The sequence below is a fragment of the Novipirellula caenicola genome, assembly GCF_039545035.1.
GTDB lineage: Bacteria > Planctomycetota > Planctomycetia > Pirellulales > Pirellulaceae > Novipirellula > Novipirellula caenicola.
In genome coordinates this window covers 57,045-71,236 of record NZ_BAABRO010000018.1, presented here as the reverse complement: position 1 = coordinate 71,236, position 14,192 = coordinate 57,045, and the positions used below count along the sequence as shown (strand labels likewise).

Below are 14,192 nucleotides of genomic sequence, written 5' to 3'. Positions count from 1 at the left end.
CTTCGCGGGGCCCAAACGCTTGGCGAGTTTCGCTACTTAGAAAATTGCTTGGGGCATTCTGCCCCGCTGCGGACTTGTGTCCCTTGAATCCCTCACGACGATACTCGAAGCGTCCGCTGAAAACCGCGTGTTTTACGCACTCGATTCGATTATTTGCCTCTGATTTCGCCGATGGCATGGCACGTGCTTTTGATGGAGATCGCCTGAGAGTTGTCGTTTGTTTACGAACCTCGGCCGTTTCGAGCTGCCTGATTCTATCCGCAATGATCCCGGGGCTCGTGACACCACTCAAGATTGATCTCATCCTCCGCTAAAGGATTACATTATGAACCATCGTGTTTCAAAACGTTCTAAATTGCGTGCCGCGTTATTGGCCGCTCCGCTGACCGTCGCCGCAACGGGGGCGTTGATTGCCGCTGCACCAGCGACGCATGTCGAAACCGAAACCGCAACGGCCTCTGCTGCAGCTCCGGTGTTACGCAGTGAATCCATCGGCGTCGCCAACGCGTTGTCGGACGCATTCCGAGACGTTGCCACCCATGTTTTGCCATCGGTGGTGGCAATTGAAAATCGCCCCGATATGTCTTGGCAATCGGCCAAACCGCCAATTCCCGAAAGCGGTCAATCGCTCGGCCAAGAGAATCCCTTCAAGGGAACTCCGTTTGAAGACATGTTTCGAAATCAAGAGTTCGGCCAACGCGGAGGACAAACCCCTGGCCCGATGACGCCGCGGCAATCGCCTCGTTCGCAAGCGGGGATCGGTTCGGGAGTGATCATTGATTCGGCTGGGATCGTGTTGACGAACAACCATGTCGTCGAAGGCGGCGGGACGGTGATCATCAAAACTCAAGATGGTCGTGAGTTTGTTGCGACGGAGGTTTTGACCGACCCGCAAACCGATATTGCGGTGGTCAAATTCGACGGCGACTCGAGTCTAGTGGCGGCGAAGATTGGTGACAGCGATGCGATGGAAGTCGGCGATTGGGTGGTCGCACTTGGTCAGCCCTTTGGACTGGAGAGCACCGTCACCGCAGGGATCGTCAGTGCCAAGAATCGTGGCATTGGGATCACCGATCGCGAAAACTTCATCCAAACGGACGCCGCGATCAACCCTGGTAACAGCGGCGGACCGCTGGTGAATCTGCGTGGCGAAGTGATTGGAATCAATACCGCGATCTCATCCCGCGGAGGCGGTAATAACGGGGTGGGCTTTGCGGTGCCATCGAATTTGGCACACTGGGTCAGTGATCAATTGGTGGATCATGGGCTGGTCAAACGGTCGTACCTCGGGGTTAGCATCCAACCGGTCAACTACGAATTGAGCACCCAGCTCGGTGTGGCTCCCAAAAGCGGTGTGGTCGTGACGAACGTGTTCCCGAAAACGCCAGCGGCGAAGTCGGGACTAAAGACAGGTGACGTGATTGTCAATTTTGGTGGTATCCATGTCACCACGCCTCAGCAATTGCAATTGGCAGTGGAACGATCGCCGATCGGAAAAACGTTGACGGTGGATGTCGTGCGTGATGGCAAGTCGATCGAATTATCGTACGAAGCCGAGGTGGCGCCGAATCAATTCGGGGCGAGCACGAAGTCAGCTGAAAAGAGTGACGGCGTGAAAATGCAGTCGCTGGGATTGGAGATAAGCGAGTTGTCGGCCGACGTCGCGAAGCAATTGGGAATGGAATCGCAATCGGGAGTCGTCATCACGCGTGTGCAGGAAGGCAGCGCTGCGGCGGAATCGGGATTGGAACCAGGAATGGTGATTGTGCAAGTGAATCGACAGGACGTGTCGAATCCTGGCGAATTCGAGCGGCGGATTGCCGAAGATTCCGATGGATCGGTGCTGTTGTTGGTTCGAAGCGAGCAGGGTTCACGCTTTGTCGTGGTGCAGAACTAAGCATCGATCGGGACACCGTGCATCGTCGAACGATCCACGATGCTTCGTTCTGATCGCGGAGCGATCAACGACACTGTTTCAGTGGTAACTGCGGCCTGATGACAGGCAAACAGCCGATCCCACATACAGGGCGGAAGCCTGTGCTACTGACGGCGACCAACGTCTGACCTACAATCGACGTTGGTCGCTTTTGTTTTTCGGAAGACTCTTATGAAACTAGCAGCAAAGCTGATTCTGATTTTTCTAGTCGGAGTATTTGCCGTCGTTTCGTTGTTCGCTTGGCAAACGATTCAGCGTCAACATGCATGGGAGCAAGAGCAGCGTGAAGCTCACGCGCACCAGTTGGTTGATGTCTATCAATCGGCAATCGATTCGGTGGCCGGCACCCCTTCACGAGTGACGTTTCGGCAAGCGGTCGAAGTGACGATGGAACAACGCGGTGGACCACGGATGCGTTGGATCGACGGTCAAGAGGTTCCGTCGGGTGATCAGAGGACGGGTGAGCAGAAGACCGTGGCCCGTTCGATGTCCAGCGTTTCGGTGACCGATGCCACGGGGACGCGGACTGCGTATTCCTACGTTCCACTGAACGTGGATGGTGAAAAATCGGGGGTGGTCGAAGTCGCGCATCCGGTGTCCGCTTCGGATTCGCTGATTCGGGATTCACTGTACGCCTCGCTGCTATCGCTGTTGGGAGTCGCGGGGTTATCCGCACTGGTGATCTATTGGGGCGGCGTTCAGTTGGTCGGTAAACCGCTGGACAAATTGATCGAACAGGTCAACCGAATCGGCGAAGGCAAACTTGATCAACCGCCAGCATTGACGTGCCATGATGAACTGGGACGGTTGGCGGTCGCGATCAGCCAGATGAGTCATCGGCTGAGTGCACAGCGTGATACGATCCGGCATACAGATCGGCTGGGGACAATCGGGACGCTGGCGGCCGGAGTGGCGCATGAGCTTGGTACGCCGCTTAATGTAGTGTCGGGACGTGCGGGATTGATCGCCAGCGGTAAGTTATCGCCAGAGGAGGTGATCTCGAGTGCGCAGACGATCAAGGGCGAATCGGAACGAATGACCGCGATCATTCGGCAGTTGCTCGATTTTGCTCGTCAAACTCCGTCACCTCATGGCAAGATCGAGCTAGGCGAAATCGTTTCGCGAACGTGTGATCTGATGCGTCCGCTTGCTCGCAAATCGTCTGCCGAACTGGTGCTCGAATCAACCGATCGGCCAATGGAAATCGATGGAGATGCGTCCCAGGTTCAACAAGTGTTGACCAATTTGATCAGCAACGCGATCGCGGCGATGCCTGATGGCGGCACCGTGACCGTGTCGCTCGGCAGCGACGATGAAGCCGATCGGGTGTGGGTCGATGTGCGAGACACCGGGGTGGGCATTGGATCCGAAAATTTAAATAAGGTCTTTGAACCTTTTTTTACGACCAAAGACGTTGGCGAAGGAACGGGGCTTGGGTTGTCGATTGCCTATGGTATTGTGCGTGAACACGGTGGAGACATCACGGTGGACAGCCAACCAGGCCAAGGCACCACGTTTCGTGTCCGCTTTCCGCGTCATCAGTAGCGGTAGCGGAAGTCGTCGAGACTTTCGTCCACACACGTTCAGAGCCGAAATTCTTGACGGCTTGTTGATTTAGTGAAGCTTCCTGCGGCAAGGGGCGTAGGATGGACTTCCTAGTCCGTCAATGGTGGATTCGACGGACTAGGAAGTCCATCGTACGACTAATTCGACACGCCGTTAAAAATCCCGAATGAACGATCTTTGGTAAAAAACACCACGTGAATTGGTGAACATGACGTTTGGTTACTCGAACTAAGTAGGGAATGATGACAGACCCCAGTGATTCGTCTCGCGTTTTGATCGTCGATGACGAGCGAAATATGTGCGAATTGATCCATACCGATCTGAGGATTCGGGGGATGCAAAGCGACTGGTTCACTTCGGCGGGCGAAGCGATCCAAGCGATTCACCAGCGTGATTATGACGTCGTGTTGACGGACGTTCGCATGCCTGGCACCACGGGGTTGCAGTTGTGCGAACAATTGACTCAGCTTCGACCGGACATTCCGGTGATCGTGATGACGGCGTTTGGGACGCTCGAAACCGCGATTGCGGCGATGCGAAGCGGCGCGTACGACTTTATCACCAAACCGATCGAGATGGATTTGTTGTCGCTGTCGATCAAACGCGCGATCGAGCATCGACGGTTATCGGAACAAGTCCGCCTGCTCGAGTCATCGCAAAACCAAGCAACGGCGTTTGGCGAAGTGCTTGGACAAAGTCCCGCGATGCAATCGTTGTACGAACATTTGCATCAGGTCGCGAATTCGGATGCTGCCGTATTGATTACCGGCGAAAGCGGGACTGGTAAGGAATTGGTGGCCCGATCGATCCATGCCAATAGCCGACGCGCGAACAAACCGTTTGTGGCGGTCAACTGTGCGGCGCTGAGCGAAACGCTGCTCGAAAGCGAATTGTTCGGACATGTCAAAGGTGCATTCACCGATGCTCGTGGCGAACGACGCGGATTGTTTTTGGAAGCCGACGGCGGAACATTGCTGCTGGACGAAATGGGCGAGATGCCGATGTCGATGCAGGTGAAGTTGCTGCGAGCGCTCGAGGAACGGAAAGTGCGGCCTGTCGGTAGCGACAAAGAAATGAACTTTGACGTGCGGGTGTTGACGGCGACAAACCGCGATTTGGAAACCGCAGTTGCCGAAGGGCGGTTTCGCGAAGATTTGTATTACCGAATCAATGTGATCGGAATCGAGCTGCCGCCGCTGCGTGCACGCGGTGCCGACGTGTTGCGATTGGCCGAGCATTTTCGCGAACGATTTGCCAAGAGCGAAAACAAGCCGGTCGTTGGGTTGGCCGACGGCGTCGCCGAAAAATTGCTGAGCTATTCATGGCCGGGAAATGTTCGTGAGCTGCGTAACGTGATCGAACGAGCGATTGCATTAACACGATACGACAAGATTACCGTCGAGGATTTGCCCGAGAAGATTCGCAGTTTCAAAGGCGGTACTTTGATCTTTGGCGGTTTTGATCCGGCCGAATTGGTGTCGATGGAAGAGGTCCAACGTCGCTATATCAATCACGTGATGGACGCCGTCGGCGGCAACCAGACGCAAGCCGCTCGGATCCTTGGACTGGATCGAAAAACAATCTATCGCAAATTGAAGCAGGAAGGCGACTGAGTGGTACGGTCGCGGTCTCAAAAGTGATGGCACGCGTTCGGCATGTTTGATCAATGTTTGCTGCGGGAGCAAATCGTGAAACGCAAGAGCATGCGTCTGAGGCGTGATGCGGAAGATGAGTGATGACGGGAATTCACGCTGTGGCGAGCGTCGCTGCGAAACGCCAATGTTGTCACTTGCCGCCACTCCATGCGTCGTAGCGATACCGTTATGTGGCGAGTTGCATAGGCGTGCACCGGAACGCGGCGGCATTCTTTGCATCTTAGTCACGGGGGCTCGGCAGGTTCTGCATCGTGATCAGCGGCGCCAACAATGATCGAATGGTCCGTGCGGTTCAGATCCGATCGAGGGGGGGCAGGCGGCGGTATCCCGTCAGAGCGTTCTGTTCCGTGATCCCCACGATGCTGATTGTGGTTTGATGAAAATTGTTCGGAACCTCTGCGGCGATTTGGGGTTTTACGGGTGAAGCGATGTTACGGCGGACATCGTACTAGCTATCACGGTCGCCGCAGGTTTTGCTGCGGTGACGTTCTCCAAATCACACTTCAACACAGGGGCCGCGGAAATGGAATTCGTGCACGTTCAATGCCAGGCGGGACATCGCTTAAAAGCGGGGATGCATCTACGAGGCCGCGCATTGGCATGCCCAAAGTGTCGTGCCGAGGTGGTGGTCCCCCAAGCGAAAGATGCACTTTCGGATACGGGCGTGATGCGGATTCTCGGCGACTTGGCACCGATAACGGAGCCGACGGTGGCAAAACAACCACCGCCTCAGCGACCTTGTCCACGGTGCAACCAAAACGTCAGTACCGAGATTTCGGTGTGCAATCATTGTCAATGCTTCATCGGGATCGTCCCCGATTATATGAAGCAGATTGGGTGAGAGACGTGCGGCCCGATGCCATCTACTTTGGGCAGCGATCGCGGCGCAATGCGTCCGGTTGCGGCGAATGAAACGTTTGATTTTGACCGGGCGGCTTGCGCCGCACCGCTACAAATATCCTTCGGTTAGTGCCAGGCTAAATGGCGAGCACTCGCGGGAACGCTATGACCGCGGTGCGGTCAGCGACTTTTGCTCAGTTCTTTGACGATCTTTCGGCCTGTCATGCTCATCGGCAGTTCGTCCAGCTCGGAAAGCGATGCAAACTTCCACGGCGCAGGTGGCTTCCATGCTCGCGACGCTCCGGTGCCAACGGTTGCACGATAGACGTTCAACTGAATGCGGTACTTGGTCACGGCATGTTTCATCGTCATCAACGGATCACCGACCGAGATCGGGGTTGAAAGCGTGTCGTGCAGCTGCGTTGCGGCGATGGATTCGTTTTCTGTTTCACCGGTGGTCAAACGAGGGAAATCCCAAAGTCCCGCCCACCGCTCGCCCGCCGGAATGGGACGGACGAGGAATTGCGAGTGATCTCGGTTGGCGATCACAAACGCGAACTCGGTACGGTCTTCGTACTCGATTTTTTTGACTTTGCCGGGAATCGTTTCTTGAATGCCCAGCTTTCGTGCGCGACATCCTGATCGCACCGGGCACTGATCACATTTGGGAGCCCGCGGGGTGCATACCAGGGCGCCAAGTTCCATTGCCGCTTGGTTAAAGATGCCGGGACCGCGAGCGGCTACTGCGGTATCTGTGGCTCCGTTTTGTTTGGGCAGCATCGAGGTGGCAATTTGCCAAAGCAGGTCGAGCGTCGGTTTCTCAGACAGCGCTCCCTGCATTGCAACCCAGCGGCTGTAGACCCGCTGTGTGTTACCCTCGAGCACCGGATAGGCTTGGCCTTGGGAAATCGATAAGATCGCGCCTGCGGTATAGCGGCCGATGCCTGGCAAATTGATCACGTCGTCAAACGTGTTGGGAAAGACGGCGTTGTGTTGTTCGCAAATCTGCTTGGCCGCCGCGTGCATCGATCGAGCGCGGCGGTAATACCCGAGGCCTTCCCAATGAGAAAGCAGTGTCGATTCGTCCGCGGCAGCAAGCGCTGCGACCGTAGGAAACTGTTTTAGGAAACGCTCGTAATAGGGGATGACGGTTGCAACTTGAGTTTGTTGCAACATGATTTCGCTGACCCACACGTGATACGGCTTCGGATCCAACCGCCAGGGAAGCACCCGGTGATTCGACGCAAACCAATCGAGCAATCGCTGACGGATGCGGCTCCGCCACGCCGATTGTTGCCAGATCGGATCATGGGGTGGCGGTTCGGGGGTGGGACGTGGTGACTTCGGCTTGGAGGTTGGCTTTGGCTTTGATTTTGATTTGGATGTCACCGCTGATTCAACTTTCCAAGTTTTAGCTTGACCGATTCGAGAGCATCGCCGCGACGAAATTTCACTTCCACTTCGTCGCCGGGAACCTTTTGGTTGATGGCGTTTTGCAGGTCCTCGAATTTTCCAATTTCTGTTTTATCGATTTGAACAATCTCGTCACCACGTTGCAGTCCCGATGTCTCGGCCGCGGAACCGGGGATGACTTCGTTGATACGGCAGACATCAAATCCGTTGATACAGCTGACCCCGAGAAAGCCACCTTGGCGATGATCGATGGTCAAACCGGGAAGTTGCTGTCGCATCTCTTCGACCTTTTCTTTGCTGATCCCGGTGCCCATCAGGTTCAACGAGATTCGCATGGGGATCTTGGCAATTTCGTCACCGAGGTCTTCCGTTAGCGGGACGTAGCGAAACTCCATCGAGCTGACATGTTTCATTTCTTGCAGCGGACGCAGCGTTTTCGCATCGACTTGGCCTTCGACCACCGCGATCGTGTTTAGGTCGGGCATCGTGACAAGTTGTTCGAGCACATCGCGTCGCACTGCGGGTCCTTTGACACGTGCGAATTCGATCTCGCGGACCCATCGCAGCCATTTCAGCGAGTCGATATCGCCGGACCAATTTTCGTCGATCTGGACGACCATCTGCGGAGTGCTAATGGCGCGGACCAGGAATTGATCGACGCCAATGATGACACCGGCACGGCCAAGTGCTTCTTGCGCCTGGGTGGCTCGGACTTCGTGGATCTCTTCGACCGCGGCTTTGGCCAAGGCCGCTTGGCTACCGGCGGCATGAATGCTTAGCGTTCGCAGTTCGCCCAACGCCCCGTCCTCTTCGTTCGGAGGTTGCTTCAGTGCGATCGCACTAAGCGCGTGCATGGCTCGATCGACGGTTTCCAGATCGCCTTCCTTCATCGCTTCGACCAACAGCGTTACCGAACGAGCGCCTGCATCGATCAGTTTTTGGGTAGCGAGTTTCCGGCGATGAAATTGATCACTACTGAGCTGCTCGACCCAATAGGAAAGCGGTTTTGATTCGGGTGACGCCGAGGTCGCGGTGTCGGGGGGTGAGGCTGTCTCGTTTGCGATTGGATCGGTGGCAGGTTCGGTTTGGCCAGGCGAGGAAAGGGCCCACGACCACGACAAAACGAGCAAAATCAGCGATCTCAATGCAATTTGGTTCATTTCGATGACACTTCCAACGCGGACCCGAATGGTGACCCTTGTATGGTACTGGGTTCCGTGGCCGCGCGTCAGCCCTGACATTCGCCCGCGGAGCACGGCTTGGCGGTAATCGAAGTCTATCTAGACCCGTAATTTAGAAGGGCCTGATTGCGAGTCGTCCCAAGATGCCGAGTCATCCCAAGTTCGTTGCACGGACGAACGTTGCTGCGCCGACCGCCCACCTAGCCCATCCTTGACCCCGAATGGGGGCCGTATTGATTGACAAGATCACAAGCGGTTTTCCATGACGCTTCGTCGCTGAATTGGCGTTTAGCGACCAAGTGGTACATGTCGCTACCTCTGACTTTCAGTTGAATCATTTGGTCGGTGATTTCGGCCGCCTCGAACAACGTCCAGTTCGCTTTGCACTGGCCGGTCGTCGTCATGGTGAATTGTCCCGTGGTATCGAACCACCCCGATGACATCAACAGCGGTTCGGTGCGATCGAGCGTCGTTCGGCGGGCCTTGATCACCGAACGAGCCGGCTTGCTGAGCACGATCAGCAACACCATGCCGACCAGGATTCCGAACCAGGTGAATCCAACGAAGTAGAACCATCCGAAGATCAGGCTGAGGGCGAACGAGCCAAACAAGATCGAAAATCGAAGCAGCCCCCATCGCCATCGTCGCCCCAGTACGGTGTTTTGGATGTCATCCGCATAGATCCCACCAGAAAAGTAAACCGCGTTCTCAGCCGGGCTGCAAACCGGATCGTCCTCGGCCAAGGCACGACGTCGCGGGTCGATGAATTGGATGGGGCAGGGTGGACGCAGTTCGCTTAACTGTGTGGCTAGCATCACCGCGCGGTTTCGATCGGCAAACGCCCGTAGCGGCAGGACGTCGAATTGCATCTGCGTCGCATCGAAACAAAACGTGATGACATTTCGGTTGTATCCCACGCTGATCAAATGTTCCATTTTCAGCCATCGCGTTTGGTCGGGATGAACGATCATCATTTGGTCGCGATCGATGTAACCGTGGATTTCACCACATCGATGCGCATTCAATTTCACTGCGCGGTTCAGCGCTCGATAGCGGAGTCCCAATAAGGCAGCCGTGGTGACGATTGGGATCGACAACAGCAACGCGACGGTTGAATTCGGAGACGCCACCACGCTGAGAAAGCCGATGTAAAAGCAAAAGAAGATGACAATCGAAGCGAGCGTCCGCATGCTGACCAGATCGGTGCGGATATTGGTCCGAGCGATGCCATCGCGAATGTCCCGACGAGTCAATTCGGTCTGAAACTCGAGTCGCTCGAAGGTTTGCCAGCGATCATCGAAAGCCAACGGATTCTCAACCGCCGGATCGCTGTGAGGTGGTTCGTAGGGATTGATGGATGAGTTAGAAATGATCAAACCGTTTCAAGTCGATGGGACGAACGAGGGAGATCACGTCTGGCGAGTCTCTATGTCGATTTTATCATGTTGTTGGCAGCGGGACTGCATCTGCATTTGGTGGCCGAGCCGATTACAGGCGTCGCCCGGTTGCAGCGAGTAAAACGTTCGATTTTGCGCGGGCGGGCCTCGCGGCGCTCCACTGTAAAGACCACTCGGATAGGGCCGAGGGCAGGTGGCATTGGGCGCTCGGAGGCATCAAGTTCAGCGAACGCCTTCGAAGGCGTCGGCGCAGCGTAGAGCTCGATAAACGGGACTCTGTAAACGACGGGCAAAACCGATTATGGTGTGCGGTGAATGAAGTGGACGACTTGCAACATGGAGCAAAGTGAAGATGGCAGATTGGATTGAACCCGGCACCAAGGCGCCAGCGTTTACCCTCAAAGACGACGCTGGCAACAAGGTGAAATTGGCCGATTTGAAGGGCAAACCGGTGGTGCTTTACTTCTACCCCCGCGATGACACGCCGGGTTGTACGAAAGAGGCGTGTGATTTCCGCGATCAATACAGCGAACTGCAGAAATTGGGGGTCGCGCTGTTTGGTATCAGCCCGGATGACGCGGAGAGCCACACGCAATTTCGCGAAAAGTATTCGTTGCCGTTTCCGTTGCTGGTCGATGCCAACCACGCGATCGCTGAAAAGTACGGTGCGTGGCGCGAAAAGAACATGTACGGAAAAAAATCGATGGGGATCCAGCGATCGACCTATCTGATTGACTCCGAAGGCAAAGTCGCGAAGGTTTGGAAACGCGTCAAGGTCGACGGTCACGACGCTAAGGTGATCGACGCCGTCAAATCACTCTAGTAGCAGCGGTCGGAACCATCGACATTTGTACGGGTAGGCAGGTGTCTTGTCCGTCAAATCACAACGCGACGCGTCAGTTTTGGAGTTGCGCGTTTAGACGTTCTTCGGGCCAAAGGCCCAGCGATTTGCCTAGCCTGGCCCAACGGGCCAGGTTTTCGATGCAAAGAAACCTAAGGGCCAAAGGCCCGGCCATTTGCTAGCCGCCCTCATTAAGTCCCGGTAAACGGCCGGACCGTTGGCCCTACAATTCATTGGTATTCTTGGTCCCAGCCCGTTGGGCTGGGCTAGGTAAACGTCCAGGGCTTTGCCCCTAAATACAAACTCGCACCTTCAAACGTGTCAGCGAACGACCGAGTCAAGATGAAGATTCCGTCACTGACGCGTCAGGGTGTGATAAACACGCAACATCGAAACGTACGCAGTCGGGTTTTAAGACAGCGTCACCGCGTTGGCCGAACGGCGAATGGTTGCTCGTCAATTCCGCATTATTCATGCCGACGGGGCGTCTACCTTTTTTCAGGACTCGGATTCAGCGAGCCCCAGCTCGCCTAGTCGCTTCTTGTACCGCGTGTGGTCTTGCTGGCTGAAACAGCAAAATGTCACGACATCTGGTTTGTCGTTGGACCGCAGCCAATCGAGCACGGTGTCGATCGCGATCTCGCACGCCGCGTCGGCTGGAAATCCATAGACACCGGTCGAGATACAGGGAAAGGCAATCGAAGTGACGTTGTGTTGCGCGGCGAGCGACAACGACGACTCATACGTTTGGGCAAGTGTTTTTTTGTCTTCGGTCATGTCTCGAAAAATGGGACCGACCGCATGAATCACGAAGCGTGCGGATAGACGGAATCCTGGGGTGACGCGAGCTTCACCAGCGGGACAAGGGGCTTGTGCCATCGATGCGCGAACCAGGTCGGGACCCGCAGCACGATGCACCGCACCATCCACACCGCCACCACCACGAAGCGCAGCATTCGCCGCGGTCACGATGGCATCACAATCCAGCGTCGTGATGTCCCCAAGGAACAACCGAATTCGGGGCGCGAGCGGGTTTGCCATCGAAATAGCCTCCGTCAAGTTGGCGGCTGCCGTCACTTCCGCTACGCCCGAGCACAAATGCCTTGCTGCGACGCAGGACTAAAGCGATTCCGGCTTCTCTTTGCGAAACACGGCGACCACGTCTTCGACTGGAATCACAAACAATTGATTGTCGTGTTCGAGGTCCACCGGGATCATGTTCTTGGGGTGGAACAGGATTTTGTCGTATTGGCGGAGCGGCAATTCTTCGTCGTTTTCCACCACGGCGCTGATCGTGACGATGCGGCCGGTGATCGTGGGGATTTCGGCAGCATCGGGCAATGCGATCCCACCGCGAGTTTCTCGCTTAGGCTCGTCTTTGCGAACTAAAACACGGTCTCCGATCGGTTCAACGTACTCGAAAGTGGTACTCGCGGCCTTCTTCGCCATTACGACCCTAAATTAAGACATGAGAGGAAAAATATGCAGTCAAAGGCCATTTTCACCTCTGAAGGCTGATTCGTCGAGACGGCAGGCGAAAAGCATCATTGGATAGAGCGATTCCAGCACGTCCAGACCGTGTTAGTCTTTGCCTTCGTGTTCGACTTGCGGCCAGTACTCGTCCTCGAACGCGTCGTCGATATGAAAATCAGGGCTGTTATCCAAGTCATGGCACTCCATGCACTTCTCTTTGGCCTTGGCGAGCGGCAATTTCATCGCATCTCGCAGCAAATCACGCTGCTCGGTGCTGACCGACGCGCCTTCGGCCTCGGCAGCAGCGTGTTCGGCACCCGGGCCGTGGCAGTTCTCACAACCATTGCCGGTCAAATGCGACGATTCTTGCAGCGATAGGTAGCCCGACACATAGGGATAGTAGTTCTGAGGATTCCAACCCGTGACGTGACAACTCAGACATTCAGGGTCGAAATGACGCGCCACGTCGCTGCGTTCACCCGGATGGACAAGCGACTCGGTCGCCTCGGCGTGCGGCGTGTTTTCCCAGATCCCGTAAGCGGTGGTATGACATTCACCACACTTTTCGCTTCCGACAAAGGTGCGGCGAGTCGAATGGGGGATCGGTTTCAGCCCCAGGCCTTCGAGCCCAAGGTCGCGAAGTTGGTTTTGGTACTCTGCCATCAGCTTCCGCATTTCGGGGGCGTCCTCGAACTCGTCCGTTAGCGGAACGCGGCAATACTTCATCGGTGCGTTGCGGTACAAACCCACTAGCCCGACGTACATGCCTTTGTTGCCCGTGACCAACATGCGTGTTTTCGTGCCTTCGATCGTTTGAGCTTGATAGGTCGGTTCGCCATAGCCGCCCGAGACCACAACAAGATCAAACCCTTGAACGTCGCGCACCAATTGTTCGGCTGCCGCTTCCTCACCATAGAACGTCAACACGCGAAAGTCGGGTGATTGCTGATTGATCGCAGCTAACGCGGCTTGCAACGCCGGTACCGGCGGATTCACAGTGATGTCTGCCGAAAGTTCGCTTTCAAGCGATGCGGGATCCAGGATCGTGGTGACTCCTACCTTCATCCCGCCTCGTTCAAACACCTTGTGCTGAGCGGTAAACGAGGGCTCATCCAATAGCACCACGTTTGCCGAGACGTACAAGATGTCATCGACCGCATCGCTGGGGGGATTGGCAACCGAAAGCAACTCGCCGACGCCAAGTCGGACATCCTCGGGGCCAAAGCCGACCGATTGGTAGTTCATCGAGCGAAGCGCTTCGGCGGTCCGCTGCAATTTGATTTCGGCTTGAATTCCAAAGCGTCGCACTTGGTTACCAGCGTCGATCGGAGCTAACGTCCAGCCCTTTTCTTTTAGCTGTTCCAAGAACGAGTAGCGTCGCGCGACGCCTCCTTTTTGGTTTGCCAATCCGGTACATCCACACGGTTCGATATACCCGTGTTGGTTGCCAGAGAGGACCAGCGTCAAATCCGGAGTCGGCCATTTGCGATAGTCTTCGGGGCCGAGCGAATTTTCGGGAACCTCGCCACCCGGATTGGATTTTGCCGGCGACGTGGAGGGCGCGTTAGGCTCGTCGGCGGTCGGCGAGCTCTTGGGATCGGCGGCTTTGGTATCGGGGGTTCCGGCAGGCGTCGGAATGAGCTCGATTTTGACGGGGGGCGTTTCGCTGGGGGCTTGAGCATCGATCGAGCTCGCCATGACCGCCATGATTGCGGCGATCCCCAATCCACCAGCAAGCAGACGGGAACCGATCCCCAAGCTTCGCGTGGGCGGGTTGGCGGCAATGCCATTGGCGTTGCCATCGCGGTGCGGAATCGCCCCAGGATCATCGGTCGAAAAACCGGACGGATCGCGTAAAGCAGGTTTGGTAACTTGATTCTTCATACGACC

Annotated in this window: 10 protein-coding genes; 4 read left to right on the top strand and 6 right to left on the bottom strand. The window is 55.9% G+C overall.

Annotated features, from left to right (window positions below; all coding sequences use genetic code 11):
- The first annotated feature begins 325 nt into the window (after nucleotides 1–325).
- The 3 genes from ABEA92_RS25395 (at nucleotide 326) to ABEA92_RS25385 (ending at nucleotide 5,115) form a co-directional block, all read left to right on the top strand.
- Nucleotides 326–1,897: a Do family serine endopeptidase gene (locus tag ABEA92_RS25395; RefSeq protein ID WP_345687563.1), complete on the top strand. Its 1,572-nt coding sequence runs from the start codon at nucleotides 326–328 to the stop codon at nucleotides 1,895–1,897.
- Nucleotides 1,898–2,107: 210 nt separating this feature from the next.
- Complete coding sequence (locus ABEA92_RS25390; RefSeq protein ID WP_345687561.1) at nucleotides 2,108–3,481, top strand: ATP-binding protein; 1,374 nt, start codon at nucleotides 2,108–2,110, stop codon at nucleotides 3,479–3,481.
- 260 nt (nucleotides 3,482–3,741) lie between these two features.
- On the top strand, nucleotides 3,742–5,115 hold the full coding sequence (locus ABEA92_RS25385) for a sigma-54-dependent transcriptional regulator (protein ID WP_345687559.1): 1,374 nt from the start codon (nucleotides 3,742–3,744) through the stop codon (nucleotides 5,113–5,115).
- Between the two features lie 1,062 nt (nucleotides 5,116–6,177).
- On the opposite strand, the gene mutY is transcribed toward ABEA92_RS25385, so the two are convergent.
- The 3 genes from mutY to ABEA92_RS25370 form a co-directional block, all read right to left on the bottom strand.
- Nucleotides 6,178–7,386 (bottom strand): A/G-specific adenine glycosylase, encoded by a 1,209-nt coding sequence (mutY, locus tag ABEA92_RS25380; RefSeq protein ID WP_345687557.1) that lies wholly within the window; start codon nucleotides 7,384–7,386, stop codon nucleotides 6,178–6,180.
- On the bottom strand, nucleotides 7,383–8,570 hold the full coding sequence (locus ABEA92_RS25375; protein ID WP_345687555.1) for a PDZ domain-containing protein: 1,188 nt from the start codon (nucleotides 8,568–8,570) through the stop codon (nucleotides 7,383–7,385). The genes mutY and ABEA92_RS25375 overlap by 4 nt, the downstream gene beginning before the upstream one ends.
- Nucleotides 8,571–8,791: 221 nt before the next feature.
- Nucleotides 8,792–9,967, bottom strand: a complete 1,176-nt coding sequence (locus ABEA92_RS25370) for a hypothetical protein (RefSeq protein ID WP_345687552.1) — start codon at nucleotides 9,965–9,967, stop codon at nucleotides 8,792–8,794.
- A 373-nt stretch (nucleotides 9,968–10,340) separates the two neighbouring features.
- Between ABEA92_RS25370 and bcp the strand changes: the two genes are divergently transcribed.
- Nucleotides 10,341–10,811: a thioredoxin-dependent thiol peroxidase gene (gene bcp, locus ABEA92_RS25365; RefSeq protein WP_345687550.1), complete on the top strand. Its 471-nt coding sequence runs from the start codon at nucleotides 10,341–10,343 to the stop codon at nucleotides 10,809–10,811.
- 516 nt (nucleotides 10,812–11,327) lie between these two features.
- Here the strand turns inward: bcp and ABEA92_RS25360 are convergent.
- From ABEA92_RS25360 to ABEA92_RS25350, 3 genes are all read right to left on the bottom strand, one after another.
- Entirely contained in the window at nucleotides 11,328–11,870 is a 543-nt protein-coding gene (locus tag ABEA92_RS25360; RefSeq protein ID WP_345687548.1) for an O-acetyl-ADP-ribose deacetylase, read from the bottom strand.
- Between the two features lie 78 nt (nucleotides 11,871–11,948).
- Complete coding sequence (locus ABEA92_RS25355; protein WP_345687546.1) at nucleotides 11,949–12,278, bottom strand: co-chaperone GroES; 330 nt, start codon at nucleotides 12,276–12,278, stop codon at nucleotides 11,949–11,951.
- Nucleotides 12,279–12,410: 132 nt separating this feature from the next.
- Nucleotides 12,411–14,186: a multiheme c-type cytochrome gene (locus tag ABEA92_RS25350; protein WP_345687544.1), complete on the bottom strand. Its 1,776-nt coding sequence runs from the start codon at nucleotides 14,184–14,186 to the stop codon at nucleotides 12,411–12,413.
- Between the last annotated feature and the right edge of the window lie 6 nt (nucleotides 14,187–14,192).